Annotated in this window: 17 protein-coding genes; 13 read left to right on the top strand and 4 right to left on the bottom strand. The window is 63.0% G+C overall.

All coding sequences use genetic code 11. From position 1 onward, the window contains the following. Positions 1–93: 93 nt before the first annotated feature. The 9 genes from G473_RS0122490 to G473_RS0122450 all read left to right on the top strand — a co-directional run bounded on the left by G473_RS0122490 (position 94) and on the right by G473_RS0122450 (position 10,455). Complete coding sequence (locus G473_RS0122490) at positions 94–1,485, top strand: MFS transporter (RefSeq protein WP_084438545.1); 1,392 nt, start codon at positions 94–96, stop codon at positions 1,483–1,485. Beyond that, positions 1,478–2,365: a hypothetical protein gene (locus tag G473_RS29650; RefSeq protein ID WP_051330613.1), complete on the top strand. Its 888-nt coding sequence runs from the start codon at positions 1,478–1,480 to the stop codon at positions 2,363–2,365. Before G473_RS0122490 ends, G473_RS29650 begins: the two co-directional genes overlap by 8 nt. Before the next feature lie 39 nt (positions 2,366–2,404). After that, entirely contained in the window at positions 2,405–3,454 is a 1,050-nt protein-coding gene (locus G473_RS0122480) for a class I SAM-dependent methyltransferase (protein WP_029014953.1), read from the top strand. Further along, positions 3,451–3,762 carry a hypothetical protein gene (locus G473_RS0122475; protein WP_154667533.1) on the top strand — a complete coding sequence of 104 codons (312 nt, stop codon included), beginning with the start codon at positions 3,451–3,453 and terminating at the stop codon, positions 3,760–3,762. The genes G473_RS0122480 and G473_RS0122475 overlap by 4 nt, the downstream gene beginning before the upstream one ends. A gap of 10 nt (positions 3,763–3,772) precedes the next feature. Then, a complete protein-coding gene (locus G473_RS28425; RefSeq protein WP_154667532.1) occupies positions 3,773–4,597 on the top strand; it encodes a cupin domain-containing protein in 825 nt (274 codons plus the stop codon). 64 nt (positions 4,598–4,661) lie between these two features. Then, positions 4,662–6,944, top strand: a complete 2,283-nt coding sequence (locus tag G473_RS28420) for a TonB-dependent receptor (RefSeq protein ID WP_051330611.1) — start codon at positions 4,662–4,664, stop codon at positions 6,942–6,944. 191 nt (positions 6,945–7,135) lie between these two features. Continuing rightward, the gene (locus tag G473_RS28415; protein WP_051330610.1) at positions 7,136–8,449 is read left to right on the top strand and encodes an NAD(P)/FAD-dependent oxidoreductase; all 1,314 of its coding nucleotides are present in this window, start codon (positions 7,136–7,138) and stop codon (positions 8,447–8,449) included. Between the two features lie 6 nt (positions 8,450–8,455). After that, a complete protein-coding gene (locus G473_RS0122455; RefSeq protein ID WP_029014951.1) occupies positions 8,456–9,232 on the top strand; it encodes a DUF1365 domain-containing protein in 777 nt (258 codons plus the stop codon). Further along, the gene (locus G473_RS0122450; RefSeq protein WP_029014950.1) at positions 9,229–10,455 is read left to right on the top strand and encodes an SAM-dependent methyltransferase; all 1,227 of its coding nucleotides are present in this window, start codon (positions 9,229–9,231) and stop codon (positions 10,453–10,455) included. The genes G473_RS0122455 and G473_RS0122450 overlap by 4 nt, the downstream gene beginning before the upstream one ends. A gap of 43 nt (positions 10,456–10,498) precedes the next feature. Here G473_RS0122450 and G473_RS0122445 read toward each other — a convergent pair whose 3' ends face one another. Continuing rightward, complete coding sequence (locus tag G473_RS0122445; protein WP_029014949.1) at positions 10,499–11,167, bottom strand: ChrR family anti-sigma-E factor; 669 nt, start codon at positions 11,165–11,167, stop codon at positions 10,499–10,501. Then, entirely contained in the window at positions 11,164–11,823 is a 660-nt protein-coding gene (locus G473_RS28410; RefSeq protein ID WP_245580273.1) for a sigma-70 family RNA polymerase sigma factor, read from the bottom strand. Before G473_RS28410 ends, G473_RS0122445 begins: the two co-directional genes overlap by 4 nt. A 358-nt stretch (positions 11,824–12,181) precedes the next feature. Here G473_RS28410 and G473_RS0122435 point away from each other — a divergent pair, with 358 nt between their 5' ends. The 4 genes from G473_RS0122435 (at position 12,182) to G473_RS30510 (ending at position 15,513) form a co-directional block, all read left to right on the top strand. Beyond that, positions 12,182–13,222, top strand: a complete 1,041-nt coding sequence (locus G473_RS0122435) for a TRAP transporter substrate-binding protein (RefSeq protein WP_051330609.1) — start codon at positions 12,182–12,184, stop codon at positions 13,220–13,222. Beyond that, a complete protein-coding gene (locus G473_RS0122430; RefSeq protein ID WP_029014947.1) occupies positions 13,219–13,716 on the top strand; it encodes a TRAP transporter small permease in 498 nt (165 codons plus the stop codon). The genes G473_RS0122435 and G473_RS0122430 overlap by 4 nt, the downstream gene beginning before the upstream one ends. After that, positions 13,716–14,996 (top strand): TRAP transporter large permease, encoded by a 1,281-nt coding sequence (locus G473_RS0122425; protein WP_029014946.1) that lies wholly within the window; start codon positions 13,716–13,718, stop codon positions 14,994–14,996. The genes G473_RS0122430 and G473_RS0122425 overlap by 1 nt, the downstream gene beginning before the upstream one ends. Before the next feature lie 76 nt (positions 14,997–15,072). After that, positions 15,073–15,513: a hypothetical protein gene (locus tag G473_RS30510; protein WP_154667531.1), complete on the top strand. Its 441-nt coding sequence runs from the start codon at positions 15,073–15,075 to the stop codon at positions 15,511–15,513. A gap of 6 nt (positions 15,514–15,519) precedes the next feature. Here the strand turns inward: G473_RS30510 and G473_RS28405 are convergent, their stop codons facing one another. Then, complete coding sequence (locus G473_RS28405; RefSeq protein ID WP_035709006.1) at positions 15,520–16,341, bottom strand: alpha/beta fold hydrolase; 822 nt, start codon at positions 16,339–16,341, stop codon at positions 15,520–15,522. 256 nt (positions 16,342–16,597) lie between these two features. Further along, on the bottom strand, positions 16,598–17,197 hold the full coding sequence (locus G473_RS0122410; RefSeq protein WP_029014945.1) for a TetR/AcrR family transcriptional regulator: 600 nt from the start codon (positions 17,195–17,197) through the stop codon (positions 16,598–16,600). Between the last annotated feature and the right edge of the window lie 27 nt (positions 17,198–17,224).

Genomic DNA, 17,224 nt, shown 5'->3' with positions numbered 1-17,224 from the left:
GAGGATTATTCACAGAATAGGTCAAATCATATCGTTTGTCATGACGGCCCGTTTCCCTGACGCTACCCCTTAACAAATCAAAGGAGCACGCCAATGACGAGTGCCCTAAGAACAGGTGAGACGGGTCAGGGCCAGATTGAACGGATGCGCACGGCGCTCCGATCCGGTTGGTATATGGTAATCCTGCTCACAGCAGCGCAAATCGTTTCCTACATTGATCGTTTCCTGCCCAGCCTGCTGATCGGCCCGATCAAGGCTGATCTGGGGCTGACGGATTTTCAGGTTGGCCTGTTGCTGGGCCCGGCCTTCGGGGTTTTTTATGTGCTGATGGGCCTGCCCATCGGCTGGATGGCCGACCGCTACAGCCGGCGCGGCATCCTGGCAGCCGGCATCACCATCTGGTGTTCCATGACGGCGCTGGCCAGCATGGCCAAAGGCTTCCCCGCCCTGTTTGCCACCCGCCTGGGAGTGGGGCTGGGGGAGGCGGCGCTGGCGCCTTGCACCGTGTCTTTGATCAGCGACCGGTTCCCGCGGGAAAAGCGGGCGCGTGCCTTGTCGGTCTTCATGTCCGGCACCTTTCTGGGGGCGGGTGCTGCCTTCCTGCTGGGTGGGCCGCTGGTGCATGCCATCACCGGGCTGCCGGGGGTGGTGGTGCCGCTGCTGGGGGAATTGAAGCCCTGGCAGATGAGCTTCCTGGTCGTGGGCCTGCCGGGCCTGATCCTGGCGGCGCTGATGTTCAGCTTCACCGATCCGCCGCGCCGGGAACGGGCCGTGGATGCGGAATCCGGACTGACGGGCGAAAAGGCCTCCATTCCCCAGGCGCTGCGCTTCATCCGCGCCCGCTGGCGGACCTTTGGTGTGCTGTTTGTCGGGTCGGCGGCGGTTGTCACCATGGGGTCGCTGGCTTTCTGGAATGCCAGCCTGTTTGAGCGCAGCTTCGGCTGGAATGTGCGCGATGTCGGCATCGCCACCGGCGTGCTGTTCCTGACCGGCGGGCCGATCGGCACGGTGATCGGCATCTGGCTGACCAACCGCTGGGTCAAGCAGGGCCGCAAGGACGCCACGATGCGCGCCCTGCTGTGCGGGCTGTTCGTCGCGGTGCCGGGCTTTGCCGCCTATCCCATCATGCCCACGGCCAGCCTGGCGATTGTTGCCCTGTTCTTCGCCTTTGTCGGTCAGGCCATGGCGGCGGCGGCGGGTCCGGCCTCCCTCAGCCTGATTGCGCCGGGGCAGATCAAGTCGCAGGCGACGGCGATCTATTATCTGGTGATCTCCATCTCCGGCCAGTTGATCGGCCCGCCGCCCGTGGGCTGGATGACCGACATGTTCGGCGATCCCGCCAAGCTGGGCTGGGCCATGACCATCGAGGCGGCCACCGTCGGTGGCGCGGCCCTGATCATCGTCTCCCTGGGCCTGTCGGCCTATCGCCGGGGCGTGGAAGCGGTGGAACGGATGATCGGCGAGGAGGATCGTGGGCATGGCTGATCCCATCCGTCCCCATCTGGGCACCATCCGCGCCGTCACCCACGTGGTGCCTGACCTGTCCGTGATCCGCGCTGCCTATGGCGATATCCTGGGCTATCGGGTGGTAGCGGAGGGGACAGTGCCGCCGGCCACCGCCGCCGGCTGGGCTGCCCCTGCCATGGCAGGCCGCGCTTATCTCACCCTGGCGCCCTCCTGCGGCACCCCGGTCTGGCTGCGCTTTGTGCAAAGCAATGCCGCCGCCGGCTGGCAGGCCCTGACCACCCATGGCTGGAACGCCACGGAAATCGTGGTCCAGGCGGTGGATGATCTGGCGGCCCGGCTGGACGGTACCTGCTTTCGCATCATCGGCCCGCCGAAAAGCCTGCAGCGCTTCCCCATGATCCGGGCGATGCAGGTGCTGGGCCCGGCGGGGGAATGCCTTTACTTCACCCAGGTCGGGGACGGCAGCGGGCTGGATCTGGCGCAGGCGGCGGGTTTTGTCGGCCATGTCTTCATCGTCGTGGCCGGTGGGGCTGATCTGCCGGCAATGTTCGCCACCTATGGCACCTTCGGCAATGAAATCGACCCGCCCGTTTCCACCCTGGTGCAGGTGATCTCCTGGGCCAACAACCTGCCGCCGGAAACCGAACATGCGCACGGGCTGATCAAGCTGCCCCAGGGCACGCTGATCGAACTGGATGCCTATCCCGATGTGACTAGGCCCCGTGCCCGGCCGGAGGGGGAGTTGCCGCCCGGCATGGCGATGGTGAGTTTCGATATGGATGATCCGGGCCTGCTGGATGCGCTGGCGACGGTGCCGGCCCTGCTGCCCGGTGGTGGCACCAGTGCCTGCCTGCGCGGTGCGGCGGGTGAATGGATTGAGTTGATCGGGCCGGCCTGACCGGCCCCTGGACGCCCTTTAGGATCAAGGAGCTGAACCATGGCACTGTCGATTGACGACCGGGCCAGCCTGGATTTCGTCTTGAGTTTGCGCCGTCACTGGGCCGCAACCGTCTATCCCCGTCTGCGTGCGGATTTCGATGCCATCGACCCGCCCCCGCCGCCGGTGAATGATGCTGCCGGTCTGGCCCCGCTGGTCCATGGCTTGCCGACATATCCCTGGTTTTCCTGGCTGGAGCGGGGGTCGCAGAAGATGCTGTGGCGGGCCGTGTCCGATGCGGTGACGCGGGAAGGGCCGCTGCCCGCCGCGCCCGATGGCCCGGCCAGCGTGGAGCCCGACCCCGATCTGGTGCTGCCCACCTGGTACACGGACTGGGACATCCATTTGCAGCCCGGCGGTGTCTGGTCGCATGAACTGGCGGGCCGGGTTTATGAGATGGGGGCCCGGCTGGTGATGCTGGGCGAGAATGATGATTACGGTTTCCACCGCCTGTTCGTGGAAACAGCGGTGCCGGCCCACCCCTATCGCCGCATTGTCGATATGGGCTGCGGCTTCGGCAAATCCGCCTGGCCGCTGAAACAGGCTTTTCCAGAGGCCGAGGTGATCGGCGTCGATCTGGCGCTGCCCTGTCTGGAACTGGCGGCACGCCGGGCCAGCCAGCGCAATCTCGCCGTCCGCTTCCGGCAGGCCGATGCCGTCGCCACGGGTATGGAAGCCGGCAGTGTCGATCTGGTGACCTCCACCATGTTTGTGCATGAGGTGCCGGCTGATGTGCTGCCCGCCATCTTCGCGGAGGCGTCCCGGCTGCTGGCACCGGGCGGGGTGCTGCGCTTCCTGGATTTCCAGCGCACCGGCGATGGCTTGCGTGATCTGGCGATGATCGAACATGGCGCGCGCAATAACGAGCCGTTCCTGCCGCCGATGATCGCCGCCGATCTGCCTGCCATGGCGGCTGCCGCCGGGCTGGTGAATGCCCGCTGGGTCGCCTTTGACGAGCGGTCGGTGGGCCGGCTGGACAGCCTGTCCTGGCCCCGGCGCGATGAATGGCACTTCCCCTGGGCCGTCCTGGAAGCGGAGAAGCCGCAATGACCCCGACATTACCGCCGATGGAACCGGATAGTGCCCGGCTGACCGGGCTGCTGTTCGAACTGGCCTCCCAGCTTCATGTTGAGCGCACCCGCCGTCTGGCGCTGGAAATGGCGCTGGTGCGCAGCGGGGCGCTGGCGCCCGGTGCCACCGATGCCCTGGCCGGCGATGACGACTTGCTGGCCGGTGCGCGGGCGGAACTGGAAACCGCCATGCGCAAGCTGATGCGCGTCCTGGGCGACAGCGACGACCCGCGCGCGCCCTTGCGCAACGATCTGTCCGCCTCCCACCCCTCCCCCTCGTCGAAGTAGGAGCCTGACCTTGGCACGCCCCTGGGTAGAGTTCGTTCAGTCACAGCATATTCCCTGGCAGGCGCATGATCTTTGGGGTCTGCGGCCAGGGGTGGAAGTGCGGATGCTGAGCCGGGATCCGGACGATGGTGCCGCCAGCCTGCTGGTCCGCTATCCCGCCGGCTATAGCATCCCCGCCGCTGACCTGTGCGTGGATGAGGAGTTTCTGGTGATCGATGGCGGCCTGACCATCGACGGGCAGGAATATGGCCATCTTGGCTATGCGCACCTGCCGGCGGGATATCGGCGCGGCGCGCTGACCAGCCCGAAGGGCGCCGTGGTGCTGACCTTCGTGGCCGCCGACCCCCGGCAGGCGGCACCCGTTGCCGATTATAATCCCGCCCGGCTGGTGGTGCGGTTGGATGGGTATCAGGTGCCCTATACCGGCAATTTCCATCCGGAATTCCCGCCCGGTGCCGGCCGCAAACTGTTGTTCAACGACCCGGCGACGGGGGATGCCACATGGCTGTTGGGCACGCTGCCGGTGCGCTGGGCGGAACGGTCGGAGGTCCACCCGACGGTGGAAGAAATGTACCTGCTGGGTGGGGAGGTGCATGGCAATCGCGGCGTGATGCGGCCGGGTGCCTATTTCTGGCGGCCGCCGGAGATCCCCCACGGGCCCTACGGCACGCTGACCGGCAATCTGTATTTCTTCCGGACCAAGGGCGGGGGCCTGTCCACCAACTATGTCCCCCCCGACCGGCCTTTCCAATGGTGGCCGCCTTATGACCCGGTGCTGCCACCAGAGCTGGAGGCCTGCCGGGGCGAGGTGCCGGGCGTCCCGCTTGCGTGGTAAGTCACGGTGAGAAAAGGCGAAAACGCCATCACCATCATCAATGAACAGAACAGGGAATATCGAGATGAAGGCCAGAATTCTGGGAACAGCAGCACTGACCCTGGTGAGCGCCCTGGGGGCATCATCGGCCATGGCGCAATCATCAGCGTCGGCCGGTGAGGTCATCCAGCTTGAGGAGATCGTCGTCTCCGCACAGCGCCGCCTGCAGAACCTGCAGGACGTGCCGATCGCCGTCTCCTCCCTGGGGGCGGCTGATCTGGAGAATAAGCAGATCCGCGACACGATCGACCTGATCCGGGAAATCCCCAACCTTGTCGGCAACAATAATGTCGGCCTGGGCAGTTCCAACACCTATTACATCCGTGGCATCGGCAATACGGAATCCATCGCCACGCAGGATGTGCCGGTCGGCACCTATGTCGACGACATCTATATCTCTCGTCAGAACGCCAATAATTTCGGCCTGTTCGATGTGGAGCGGATCGAGGTGATGCGCGGGCCGCAGGGCACCCTGTTCGGCCGCAACACCACCGGCGGTGCCATCAATGTCATCATGAAGAAGCCATCCACCCAAGCCGGTGGCTATCTGGAAGCCGGGGCCGGGCGCTTCGGGTCCATCGATGTGCGGGCCAGCCTGGACGCGCCGCTGTCGGATAAGGTGCTGACCAAGATCACCGCCTATCGCACCCATAGCGATGGCTATGTCACCCAGCTTTCCACTGGCAACAAGTTGAACGGCACGGACGCCTATGGCGTGCGCGGGGCCGTGCGCCTGCTGCCGACCGATGCGCTGACCATCGACCTGTCGGGTGATTATGTCGATCAGGAAGCCTCCAACCTGATCAACCGCGTCGATCCGGCCACGGGCAAGCGCGTGTCCACGCTGGGCATCGTGCAGGGGTCGCTGTCCAATTATTTCACCGGGTCCAAGGCGAACAACAAGCCGGGCAACGAGACCAAGAACTGGTCACTGGCGGCCAATATCGGCTGGGAAGCGGATGGGTTGACGGTCAATTCCATCACCGGTTACCGCGACACCACCCAGCGCTATTATATCGACAGCAATCCGGCGGCCCCGAACCCGATCACCACCGGCGTCTCCCCGATCCTGAATTACGGCCGGCACAAGCAGTTCTCGCAGGAGTTCAAGCTGAACGGCCTGACCATGGATGACCGGCTGAACTATACGGCCGGCCTTTATTACCTGCATGAGGATAACAAGACCGATCTGGGCACCGGTGTCGGCACGGCGACGGGCTTCACCGTCAGCGGTGACCGCACCATCCGCAACGATCTGGACTCCTATGCCGCCTATGCCCAGGGTGATTACAAGCTGACCGACGCCCTGACGGCCACGGTCGGCCTGCGCCTGTCGCGGGAGGTGAAGGATCTGGATGTGCAGACCAACGCGGGCGCCCGAGGCCCCGTGCTGGATACCGATCTGATCGAAGCGTCGGGCATCCCGACCAAGCTGAAGAACAGCTTCATCACCCCGCGCTTTGCCCTGTCCTATCAGATCAATCCCGACATCATGGTCTATGCATCGGCCACGCGGGGTGAGAAGTCCGGCGGGTGGAATGGCCGTGCGCTGTCCAACAACCTGTTCTTCGACTTCAAGCCGGAAAAGGTCTGGTCGGAGGAAATCGGCATGCGTGCCGACCTGCTGAACCGGACCCTGCGCCTGAACGCCACCGCCTTCTATAGCGAGGCGGAGGATGTGCAGATCTCCGCCGCCTACACCACGGCGCAGGGGCAGCGTATCTTCACCACCACCAACCCAGCGGGTCTGCGCAACTATGGTGGTGAGTTGGAAGCGCTGTGGATGCCGATCCGCGGCCTGACCATCAATGGCTCCATCGGGGTGCAGCACGCCCGCTATATCGACATTTCCGAGGATGTGGAAATCCAGATCGCCAATTGTCAGGCGGCCCTGGCGTCGGGCAATGCCACGGGCGTGGCGGCGAATTGTAACCGTGGTTTCGTGGATGCCAAGGGCCGGATTGCCCGGCCGGTGCGTGCGCCGGACTTCTCCGGCATCCTGTCGGCCACCTATGAGATCGATACCGATGCCGGGGCTTTCCGGCCGACGGTCGGCTTCGACTATAATAATGGTTACGCCATCGGCAATGCGGGCAATACAGACAGCACCGACGGGTCCTGGACGGGCCACCAGATGCTGTGGAATGCCAGCCTGGCATTCGAGCCTTCCGCCTATCCGGACCTGACGCTTTCGGTCGGCTGCAAGAACTGCACGGGCCAGAATTACAAAGTGTCCTTCCTGTCCGCCAGTTCCATCTTCCTGAACCAGCCCATGACCTGGGACGTGCGGGCGCGCTACCGCTTCTGATCGGGTCTTTCCAACTGGTCTTGCACCCCCGACCGCTTCTGTGGTCGGGGGTTTTTACATCTTATAATTGTTGCCGGATGATGGTCCCCGGCGACAGGATTATCCCATTCATGCATAATGTTCCCCTAGGGTGATCCAGGCGCCGACCGTCGGCGTAAAAGCAGACAGATCAATCCTCTGGGGAAACGTTCATGCTCACCGTGCCCAATAATATCCCGCGCCGCCGGATCGCGATCATCGGCAGCGGGGCTGCGGCCCTGGGGGCGGCCTGGATGCTGCGCCGGCAGCATGATGTGACCCTGTTTGAGAAGAATGATTATATCGGCGGGCATGCCAACACCGTGGAGGTGCCGGGTGCCGATGGGCGGCCGGTGGCCGTGGATACCGGCTTCATCGTCTATAATGAGCGCAACTATCCCAACCTGATCCGGATGTTTGAGGAATTGTCGGTGCCGACACAGGCGACCGACATGTCCTTTGCCGTGTCGCTGGATGGGGGCGGGCTGGAATATTCCGGCGGGTCGCTGGCGGGGCTGTTCGCGCAGCCATCCAACCTGTTCAAAGGCCGTTTCCTGGGCATGATCGGCGATATCCTGCGGTTTTACCGCGAGGCGCCGGCGCTGCTGGGCGCGGATGATCAGGGGGTGAGCCTGGGCGATTATCTGGAGAAGGGGCGCTATGGCGAGGCCTTCATCCAGGATCATCTGCTGCCCATGGCGGCAGCCATCTGGTCGGCCCCCAGCCAGACCATGCTGTCTTTCCCCGTGGTCAGTTTCGTGCGTTTCTGCGCCAATCACGGCCTGCTGCAACTGACCGACCGGCCGCGCTGGCGCACCCTGGTGGGGGGCAGCCGGGAATATGTGCGACGTATTACCGAGGGGATGGCAGAGAATATCCGCCTGAACAGCCCCGTGACGGACATTGCGCGCCATATTACCGGTGTGGCCGTGACTGTGGCCGGCGGCCATACGGAAACGTTTGACGAGGTGGTGATCGCCACCCATGCCGATGAGGCGCTGGCCCTGCTGCGCGACGCGGATATGGAGGAGCGGCGCATCCTGGGTGCCTTCGGCTATCAGGAAAACCGCGCAGTGCTGCATTCGGACACGGCCCTGATGCCGGTTCGGCGCCGGGCCTGGTCGGCCTGGAACTATCTGGGCCGCAGTGGGGCCGATGGCGGGCGCGATCTGTGCGTGACCTATTGGATGAACCAGTTGCAGGGCCAGCCGCACGACCTGCCTTTGTTCGTGACGCTGAACCCGATTGCCGAACCGGCGGCGGCCTTGACGCATCGGGAATTCACCTATCACCATCCCGTCTTTGATGGCGCCGCGATGGCGGCGCAGAAGCAGCTTCACCGCCTGCAGGGCGTCAACCGCACCTGGTTCTGCGGTTCCTATTTCGGCTATGGCTTCCACGAGGATGCGTTCAGCGCCGGTCTGCGCGTGGCGGCGCAGTTGGGCTGTGCCGCGCCCTGGCAAGCCCTTGCCATGGCGGCGGAGTAAGCCCGGATGGTGGCGTCCTGCCTTTACCGGGGTCAGGTGATGCATCACCGGTTGGCCCCGCTGGGCCATCGCTTCACCTATTCCGTCTATTCCCTGCTGCTGGATCTGGAGGAATGGCCCCGGCTGGGCCTGAAACTATTGTCGCGCAACCGGCGCAACCTGTTTTCCATCCATGACCGCGACCTGGGTGATGGCAGCGACCCCCGCGCCTGGATTGCGCGCCAGTTGGCCAACCATGGCATCAAGGCGGATGGGCCGGTGAGGGTACATCTGTTCCCGCGCGTGCTGGGTTTTGGCTTCACACCGCTGATCACCTGGTTCTGCCATGATGGCGATGGGCGTCTGTCGGCGGTGATGTATGAGGTGCACAACACGTTCGGGGAGCGCCATTCCTATCTGGTGCCGGTGGAGGGCGGGGACGGGCGCCGTACCCTGCGCCATCGGGCCGACAAGGGCTTTCACGTCTCCCCCTTCATCGGGCTGGAAGGCACCTATCATTTCGGCCTGCGGGTGCCGGGTGCCCGTTTTGCCCAGACCATCCGGGAAACCGACCGCACCACCGGCCAGCCGATCATGGTTGCCAGCCATGTGGGGGAGCGGGTGGAACTGACCGACGCCGCCCTGGCGCGCGCGTCGCTGGCCTATCCGCTGCTGCCGCTGAAGATTGTCGGCGGCATCCATTACGAGGCGCTGCGCCTGTGGTTGAAGGGGGCCCCCTTCTTCCGCAAGCCCGAACCACCGGCCACGCCTGTCTCCTTCTGGCCGCAAAAGGAAATTTCATGAGCCTGGATACGTCCCTTTTGCCCCGGACCGACGGTGAGGATCGCCGGGGCAGCACCCCACCATGGGCGGTGCGCCTGCTGGAACGGCGTTTGTCGGTGGGGACGCTGGCGCTGACCCTGCCATCCGGCGAGCGCCATGTGCTGTCCGGCACCCGGCCCGGCCCGCAGGCGGCGCTGACGCTGCACCGGCCGCGCATGCTGCGCCGGCTGTTGCTGGGCGGGGCGGTCGGCCTGGGGGAATCTTATATGGATGGGGATTGGGACAGCCCCGATCTGGCGTCCCTGCTGGAACTGGCCGATATCAACGACCGGGCGGCTGATGCCCAGGCGGAAGGCCATCCGCTGCTGCAACTGGTGCGGCGCGTCTGGCACCGTCTGCATGACAATAGCCGCCGGGGCAGCCGCCGCAACATCCAGGCCCATTATGATCTGGGCAATAATTTCTACAAAGGCTGGCTGGACTCCAGCATGACCTATTCCGCTGCCCTGTTCACAGCGGCGGACGATACCGACCTGTCAGCGGCACAGACGCGCAAATATCGCGCCCTGGCCGATGATATCGGCCTGGCCCCCGGCATGAGCGTGCTGGAGATTGGCTGTGGCTGGGGTGGCTTTGCCGAGATCGCGGCGCGCGACTATGGCGCCCATGTCACCTGCCTGACCCTGTCGCACGAACAGCATGCCTGGGCCACGCGGCGCATGGCGGCGGCGGGGCTGGCCGACCGGGTGGATATCCGCCTGCAGGATTATCGCGATGTGCGCGGCAGATTCGACCGCATCGTCTCCATCGAGATGATCGAGGCGGTGGGAGAGCGCTGGTGGCCCACCTATTTCGCCACCCTGCGCGACCGGCTGGTGCCCGGGGGGCGGGCGGGGCTGCAGGCCATCACCATCGCGGATGACCGGTTCGCCAGCTATCGCGCCGGCTGCGATTTCATCCAGCGCTATGTGTTTCCCGGCGGCATGCTGCCCAGCCCCGGCGCCTTGCAACAGCAGGCTGATCAGGCAGGGCTGACGCTGGCCACCACCCGCTGTTTCGGCATGGATTATGAGCGCACGCTGGCCCTGTGGGGCGCTGCGTTTGGTCAGGCTTGGCCGGCAATCAAGGAACAGGGCTTTGATGGCCGGTTCCGCCGGCTATGGGATTTCTACATCGCCTATTGCCGGGCGGGCTTTCGCACCGGCGCCATTGATGTGCGCCATCTGGTGCTGGACCGGCCCTGACCGTACTGATGGGTGGAAGGGAAAACCCCTTCCACCCCCACCATCATAAATTCAGGAAGCGGGAAATCAGGCGGCCGACCAGCCCTGTCAGCTTCAGGGGGGCATCGGTCACCGCCAGGCAGATGCAATGCCCATCCGTATCCGCGACGGGATGGTGGATCGTATCATCATCGGCGCAGGCGACATCCCCCACCAGATAATGGCCGGCATGGTCGGAGAAGCCACCCTGGAGAACCAGGGTCAGTTCCGCCCCGCCATGGCCATGCTCCGGGATCGGGATGCCAGGGGCGATGCGGTAGAGGCGGGCGCGGGTCCGCCCGCTTTCCACCACCAGCGCATGCTCCAGCCCGTCCGTCAGCCGCTTCCAGCGCACATTTTCCAGCCCGCCGCCCAGATAGGCGCGCAAGGGGGCCGGAATTTGGCTGCCCGCGCGGGAGGCTGTGGCGCGGGCCGGCTTGCGCGGGGGCGGCGGCAGGGTGACCGGGGCATCGTCCAGCCGGGCCAGGATATCGGCCAGCGCATCCCCGCCCATGGGCGCAGGCGGCAGTTCTTCCAGCAGGTTGCCGCCCATCGCCTCGATCCGGGCAACCTCCGACCGGCAGCGCGGGCACAGGGTCAGGTGTGAGGCCACAAGCAGCGCCGTCGCCTCGTCCAGCGAGCCGGCGCCATAGGCCACCAGCAACTCGTCTGAAGGATGGAAGGAGGCACTCATGACATTTCGTCTCCAAGGACGGCGCGGATGCGTTTCATGGCAAGCCGCAGGCGTGATTTGACGGTTCCCAGCGGAATGCCCAGCCGAAGGGCGATTTCCGCATGGGGCTTATCCTCATAGAAGGAAAGGGCGACGATCTGCGCCTGTTCCGGCGGCAAGCCGGTCAGCGCCTGACGCAGCTTTTCCCCCGACTGGCGCTGGGCCAGCGCATCATCGGCAGCAGGGGCCGTATCCGGCACCAGCGCCGGATCATCAACATCCACCTCTGGCCTTCGTTCCCGCCGCAGCCGGTCGATGCGCAGGTTGCGGGCGATGGTGAAGATCCAGGTGCTGGCCGCCGATTTCGAAGGATCGAAAAAAGCGGCCTTGCGCCAGACAGCCAGCATCGCCTCCTGCGCCAGATCGTCGGCCAGGGCCTCCTCGCAGCCCAGCTTGCGCATGAAGGTTTTCACCCGCGGCGCATAATACTGGAACAGACGGGCAAAAGCCTCCCGATCACCGGCCTCGGCCACCCTGGACAAAAGCAGGGCTGCGTCGTCGGTGCCGGACAGGGCCAGACATTCCTCCCCCATGGTTCCCTTTCCAATGGGCCGGCCCTTTCGCCGGGCCGGCTTCGTGCCGGGATCATCGGAGGGTTGGACAAGGAAATCCAGCATTGGCTTTTATCCGGCCATAACCGTACCGGCGGACAGGCCGGTGAAACCCGATATTCTGCGGTAACGGATAACAGGATCGGGCATCACGTCGCTCCACCATAACTGCTTTCTGGGCCTTCTACGCAGCGATGGCGGTTTTGGATCACCGGTCTTTTTGCGCAGGTGATCGCGGCAGTCACGGCGCTGCTGTAGCTGCCCACGGGCTGCATCCCCCCTGAAACAGGTGTTCTTTTTGGTGGCAATCCGGGCTGGTTCGCCTTGCACCGATAAATGATACCGGTTACCGTCTGCCAAAATCACAAAATAAAGAAGGGTTGGCATTGGCCTTAAGCCCGTTCTCAGGGAGTTGGAACAGATCATGAAGGTCAATCTGACGCGCCGCGCCGTCTTTACGGGGGCGGCGGCCGGAATTGGAATTACCGCCTTTTTGACAGGCTGTGAGGGGGAGGGGCGGCGCGTGCTGACCTCCAGCGATACCCACCCGTCCGATTATCCCACCGTGCAGGCGGTGAACGAGATGGGGCGCCAGTTGGCGGCCCGTACCGATGGGCGGATCAGCATCCATGTCTATGCCGGCGGGCAATTGGGGGCGGAGCGGGATACGCTTGAGATCACCACCTTCGGCGGGCTGGACATGAACCGGGTCAATCTGGCCCCGCTGACCGCTATTGAACCCATGACGGTCATACCGTCGCTGCCATTCCTGTTCCGCTCCACCGCGCATATGCGCCGGGCCCTGGATGGGGAGATTGGCCAGCAGATCCTGGACTCGCTGCGGCCGCACGGCATGGTGGGACTGTGCTTTTATGATTCAGGGGAGCGCAGCTTCTACAATACCAAGCGCCCGATCGGGGTGCCGGCCGACATGAATGGCCTGAAAATCCGGGTGCAGAATTCCGACCTTTACGTCGCCATGGTGAAGGCGCTGGGCGCGGATGCCACGCCGATGGATATGGGCGAGGTTTATCAGGCGCTGGTCCAGGGCGTGATCGACGGGGCGGAGAACAACCAGCCCTCCTACTATACCGGCCGCCATTTCGAGGCGGCGCCCTATTACAGCCTGACCCGGCATGTGATGGCGCCGGAAATCCTGGTCATGTCCACCGCGCGCTGGGAGAAGCTGTCCCCCGCTGATCGCACCCTGGTGCAGGAGACGGCGCGCCAGTCCGTGCCTTTCATGCGCGGCCTTTGGGATAAACGTGTCGATGAGGCGATGACCAAGCTGGCGGAGGCCGGCGTCAAAATCAATGAGGTGGGGGATGTCTCGGCCTTTTCCGACCTGATGCGGCCGGTCTGGGACCGGTTTGTCACCTCGCCGGCGCAAAAGCGGCTGGTGAGCCAGATCGAGGCCATGGCCGATAGCGGCGCCGAGAACGTGACAGAGGGGATGCCCGGATGAAAACCTTGGCTTTTCTGACGCGGATGGCGTCAACCGGCCTGATATGGGTGGCGGGCCTGGGGCTGATCGCCATGACCGCCATTGTCTCCTGGCAGGTGTTCGGCCGCTATGTGCTGAATTCCAGCCCCTCCTGGTCTGAACAGGCGGCGCTGACCCTGATGATCTGGTTTGTCACCCTGGCCGCTGCCGGCGGCGTGCGGGAAGGGTTCCATATCCGCATCACGGCGCTTGAGGACATGGTGGGGCCGGGCGCGCGCAAGGCGATGCGTATCACCGCCGATCTGGTGGTCGGCGCCATTGGTGTGGCCATGGCGCTGTGGGGTGGGGAACTGGTGATCCGGACATGGGGCCATGTCATCCCCTCGCTGGGCCTGTCGCGCGGGCTGGCCTATCTGGGCCTGCCGCTTGCGGGCGGGCTGATCGCCCTGTTCTCACTGGAACGGATCTTGGAAGAATTAAGCGGGCAGGCCCCGGCCGATAAGGATGTCGCATAATGGAAATCGCAATCCTCGGCATCACCCTTATCGTCCTGCTGGCGCTGGGCGTTCCGGTGGCTTTCGCCCTGCTGGGCGCGTCCATCGCCTGCTTCCTGGCACTGGATATCCCGCTGGTGGTGGTGTTCCAGCGCATGGCTTCGGGCATCAGCGTCTTCTCCCTGATGGCTATCCCGTTTTTCATTTTCGCCGGTGACCTGATGTACCGGTCCGGCATCGCGGAACGGCTGGTACGGGTGGCCGATGCGCTGTTCGCCCCGGCACGGGGCGGGCTGGGGCTGGTCAATGTCGGCGCTTCCACCCTGTTCGGGGCGGTGTCCGGATCGGCCATCGCCAGCGCCAGCGCCATGGGCTCCACCCTCATCCCGTTGATGCGGGAAAAGGGTTATGATGGCGATTATGCGGTGAATGTCACGGTGACGGCGGCCATTGTCGGGCTGCTGATCCCACCTTCGCACAATATGATCATCTATTCGGCGGCCAGCGGCATTGGCGTGTCGATCAGCGACCTGTTCCTGGCCGGGGTATTTCCCGGCCTGCTGGCGGCCGCCTTGCTTGGGTTGACAGCTTGGCTGGTGGCGCGCAAGCGTAATTATCCCACCGGCACATTCCCCGGCTTTCGGGTGCTGTTCCAGGCGCTGGTCTTCGCCCTGCCGGGGATCATGACGGCTGTCATCATCATGGGCGGCATCCTGTCGGGCATTTTCACGCCGACGGAATCGTCGGCCATCGCGGTTGTCTATACGGTTCTGGTCGGCGCGCTGGTCTATCGCTCGCTCGGCCTGCGGAAATTCATGGAATCGGTGATGCAGTCGGTGCGCATCACTGCCATGGTGCTGATGATCATCGGGGCGGCGACGGCCTTCGGCTATGCGCTGGCCATCATGGAAGCGCCGGCCCAGCTTGCCGGACTGATCACCGCGCTGACCGATAACCCGATCCTGGTGCTGCTGATCATCAATGTGGTGCTGTTGCTGCTGGGCACCTTCATGGACATGTCGCCGCTGATCGTCATCACCACGCCGATCCTGCTGCCGGTGGCAATGCAGGTGGGGGTGGACCCGGTGCATTTCGGCATCATCATGATGCTTAATCTTGGTATCGGGCTGGTGACGCCGCCGGTTGGATCGGTGCTGTTTGTCGGCGCGGCCGTGGGGAAGATCCGGATCGAACAGGCGGTGAAGTCGATCTTCCCCTTCTATATGGCGCTGCTGGTGACACTGATATTGATCACCTATGTGCCTGCCATTTCCCTAACGTTGCCGAACATGTTCAAATAGTGCTATATAGGGGTGGCGCTTTGTGATGGTTTCGTCACCCCTCGTCGGCTCGTTAGGCTTTTATAGGATGGACATCATGTGTATAGGTCTTTCCATTCAACAGATTTCAACATTTCTAACAGTTTTTGTGGCATTTTTGGCAGTCTTTATTGCTTTTTCGCAAATGAGAATAGCAAGGGAAAAGCTCAGATTTGACATATATGCGAAAAGATTTGAAATTTATAAAAACTGCGTGATTTATTATATTGCTGTTAATGAGAAAAAGTCAAATGATGAAATCAAAAAAAGTAAAGAATTATTTACAATTTCGATGAGAGAGTCTCTATTTTTGTTTGACGATAAAAAAGGTATTCATTCAGAACTGAAAAATTTTTCACAAGTCATGGAAAAATTCAAATATAAAATAGAAAACAATCATCCAGTTGATCCGATTGATGCTGAAAATAGTTTGCTTAATATAGAGGAAAAGATGAAGAATTATATTTTATTTAATAAATTTTCAAAATGGATGGTTTAATCAATATTATTGATTATTTTCGATGGTTTGCAGGAAGGTGGCAATGGCGTCAGCCCATTCCACCGGCTGTTGATCGACAATATCAATCCCGCCCCCTTCCAAGGCAACGAAGGCGAAGTCCGGACGCAGCTTCTTCGCTTCCAGGGCGGCCTGATAGATCATGTCGCCGGTATTGGTCAGGATCAGGGTGGGCTGGGTGATCTGACGCAGCCTTTCTTCCTGATGATAGGTGAAGGCGGCATTATGGCCCCACCAATAGGTGCCCTGCGACAGCGCCTGCAGGGCCTGGACCACATACTCACTGATGCGCGCGGGCGTGACGGTGCCAGCGGCATAACGCTCGCGGATGGCAGCAACTTCCACCATATGGGCGGCGCCAGGCAGCGCCTGGAAATTCTTTTCCCGTTCCACAATGTCGGTCATCAGGTGCTGGCGCACGGCATCGCTGATCAGCATCTGGCCACCCAGGATGGCGGCTGATACCCGGTCGGGATAGAGCAAGGCGGCTTCGTTGCTGACCAGCGCGCCGGTATGGTGGCCGCCGACGGCGGCCTTGGCGATGCCAAGCGCATCCAGCACGGGCACCAGCACGCCGGCATAATCGGCAATGGTCGGTGGGGCAGGCGGCGCATCGGACTGGCCAAAGCCCGGCAGGTCAATGGCGATGGGGCGGATGCCCCGCTCCAGCAGGGGGCCGAACACGTAATCGAACTGGTTGGCGTTCTGGATCGCCTGATGCAGCAGCACCAGCGGTCGCCCCTGCTGCCCGTCCAGATAATGGATCTGCCCGTAAGGCCCATCCACATAGCCCCGCCGCATCCGTACCATCGCTCTGTCCTCGCCGCCTTTCGGTTCAGGCGGTCAGTCTGCCTGAAGTGAGAGGGGACAGGGTGGAACGGGGGTGGCTCTGTTCACCAGATGGCTAACAGGGTGTGGAAAAACCATTTTGCTGCTGCGGCCGGGTTATTTTCGGCAATCTCGCGTCAAGCCCTCGCAAGATACCACCAGTATCTTGCTTCGGCCTTTCCTAATCGTGCCGAAAATTCCCCGACCTCGCGACGCAAAAGCCTTTTTCCACACCCTGCTAAAGCTCGGACTCCAGCGCGTCGAACGTCTCGTTCAGCAGGCCCACGATGGGCCGCCTGCCTTCCTCCTGGCTGAGCATGTCGAAGGCAAGCCGCATGGCGCTGATACCCATCATGGCGACAAGGCGGAGTGCCGTTTCGCGTCCCGCCTCCGGCCAGCGTTGGCGCAAGGCCGCGAACAAGGTCTGCTCATGCTGGATATAGTTGGCCTGCTTCCGGGCCTGAACCGTGGCGTTGGACCGCATCAGACGGTCCAGCGCGATCAGGTCAGCGGTGGGGTAAGGCGCGCAGACCTTGATGACCGCTTCACGGATTGCCGCCAGAGGCCGCTTGTCCGGGGCGCTGGTAAGCAGGGCCGCGACAATCGCCTCACCCATACCGCTCTGCGCGGAGAGCAGAATCTCGTCCTTGGATTTGAAATAGTAAAAAAACGTTCGCCGCGAGATGCCGGCCCTGGCCGCAATTTCGTCCAGTGTGGCCGCGTCATATCCCTTCTCGATGAACAGGCTGATACCGGCTTGCGTGATGCGTTGCAGGGTTTCCCGACGCTTGCGCTCCCTCACCCCTTCGGCGGGCGCACCCGTCTTGTCGTTCTTCATAAAAAAGCTCTTGAAAAAATTACACTC

Origin of the sequence: Niveispirillum irakense DSM 11586, from assembly GCF_000429645.1 — a bacterium.
Taxonomy (GTDB): Bacteria; Pseudomonadota; Alphaproteobacteria; order Azospirillales; family Azospirillaceae; genus Niveispirillum; species Niveispirillum irakense.
Note: the sequence above shows the minus strand (reverse complement) of the source record. Positions and strands in the feature narration are given on the sequence as shown.

What these genes read in the sequence shown, in the direction of transcription:
- G473_RS0122490 (WP_084438545.1), top strand. Translation starts at nt 94, where the DNA reads ATGACGAGTGCCCTAAGAACAGGTGAGACGGGTCAGGGCCAGATTGAA.
- G473_RS29650 (WP_051330613.1), top strand. Translation starts at nt 1,478, where the DNA reads ATGGCTGATCCCATCCGTCCCCATCTGGGCACCATCCGCGCCGTCACC.
- G473_RS0122480 (WP_029014953.1), top strand. Translation starts at nt 2,405, where the DNA reads ATGGCACTGTCGATTGACGACCGGGCCAGCCTGGATTTCGTCTTGAGT.
- G473_RS0122475 (WP_154667533.1), top strand. Translation starts at nt 3,451, where the DNA reads ATGACCCCGACATTACCGCCGATGGAACCGGATAGTGCCCGGCTGACC.
- G473_RS28420 (WP_051330611.1), top strand. Translation starts at nt 4,662, where the DNA reads ATGAAGGCCAGAATTCTGGGAACAGCAGCACTGACCCTGGTGAGCGCC.
- G473_RS28415 (WP_051330610.1), top strand. Translation starts at nt 7,136, where the DNA reads ATGCTCACCGTGCCCAATAATATCCCGCGCCGCCGGATCGCGATCATC.
- G473_RS0122455 (WP_029014951.1), top strand. Translation starts at nt 8,456, where the DNA reads ATGGTGGCGTCCTGCCTTTACCGGGGTCAGGTGATGCATCACCGGTTG.
- G473_RS0122450 (WP_029014950.1), top strand. Translation starts at nt 9,229, where the DNA reads ATGAGCCTGGATACGTCCCTTTTGCCCCGGACCGACGGTGAGGATCGC.
- G473_RS0122445 (WP_029014949.1), bottom strand. Translation starts at nt 11,167, where the DNA reads ATGAGTGCCTCCTTCCATCCTTCAGACGAGTTGCTGGTGGCCTATGGC.
- G473_RS28410 (WP_245580273.1), bottom strand. Translation starts at nt 11,823, where the DNA reads ATGCTGGATTTCCTTGTCCAACCCTCCGATGATCCCGGCACGAAGCCG.
- G473_RS0122435 (WP_051330609.1), top strand. Translation starts at nt 12,182, where the DNA reads ATGAAGGTCAATCTGACGCGCCGCGCCGTCTTTACGGGGGCGGCGGCC.
- G473_RS0122430 (WP_029014947.1), top strand. Translation starts at nt 13,219, where the DNA reads ATGAAAACCTTGGCTTTTCTGACGCGGATGGCGTCAACCGGCCTGATA.
- G473_RS0122425 (WP_029014946.1), top strand. Translation starts at nt 13,716, where the DNA reads ATGGAAATCGCAATCCTCGGCATCACCCTTATCGTCCTGCTGGCGCTG.
- G473_RS30510 (WP_154667531.1), top strand. Translation starts at nt 15,073, where the DNA reads ATGTGTATAGGTCTTTCCATTCAACAGATTTCAACATTTCTAACAGTT.
- G473_RS28405 (WP_035709006.1), bottom strand. Translation starts at nt 16,341, where the DNA reads ATGGTACGGATGCGGCGGGGCTATGTGGATGGGCCTTACGGGCAGATC.
- G473_RS0122410 (WP_029014945.1), bottom strand. Translation starts at nt 17,197, where the DNA reads ATGAAGAACGACAAGACGGGTGCGCCCGCCGAAGGGGTGAGGGAGCGC.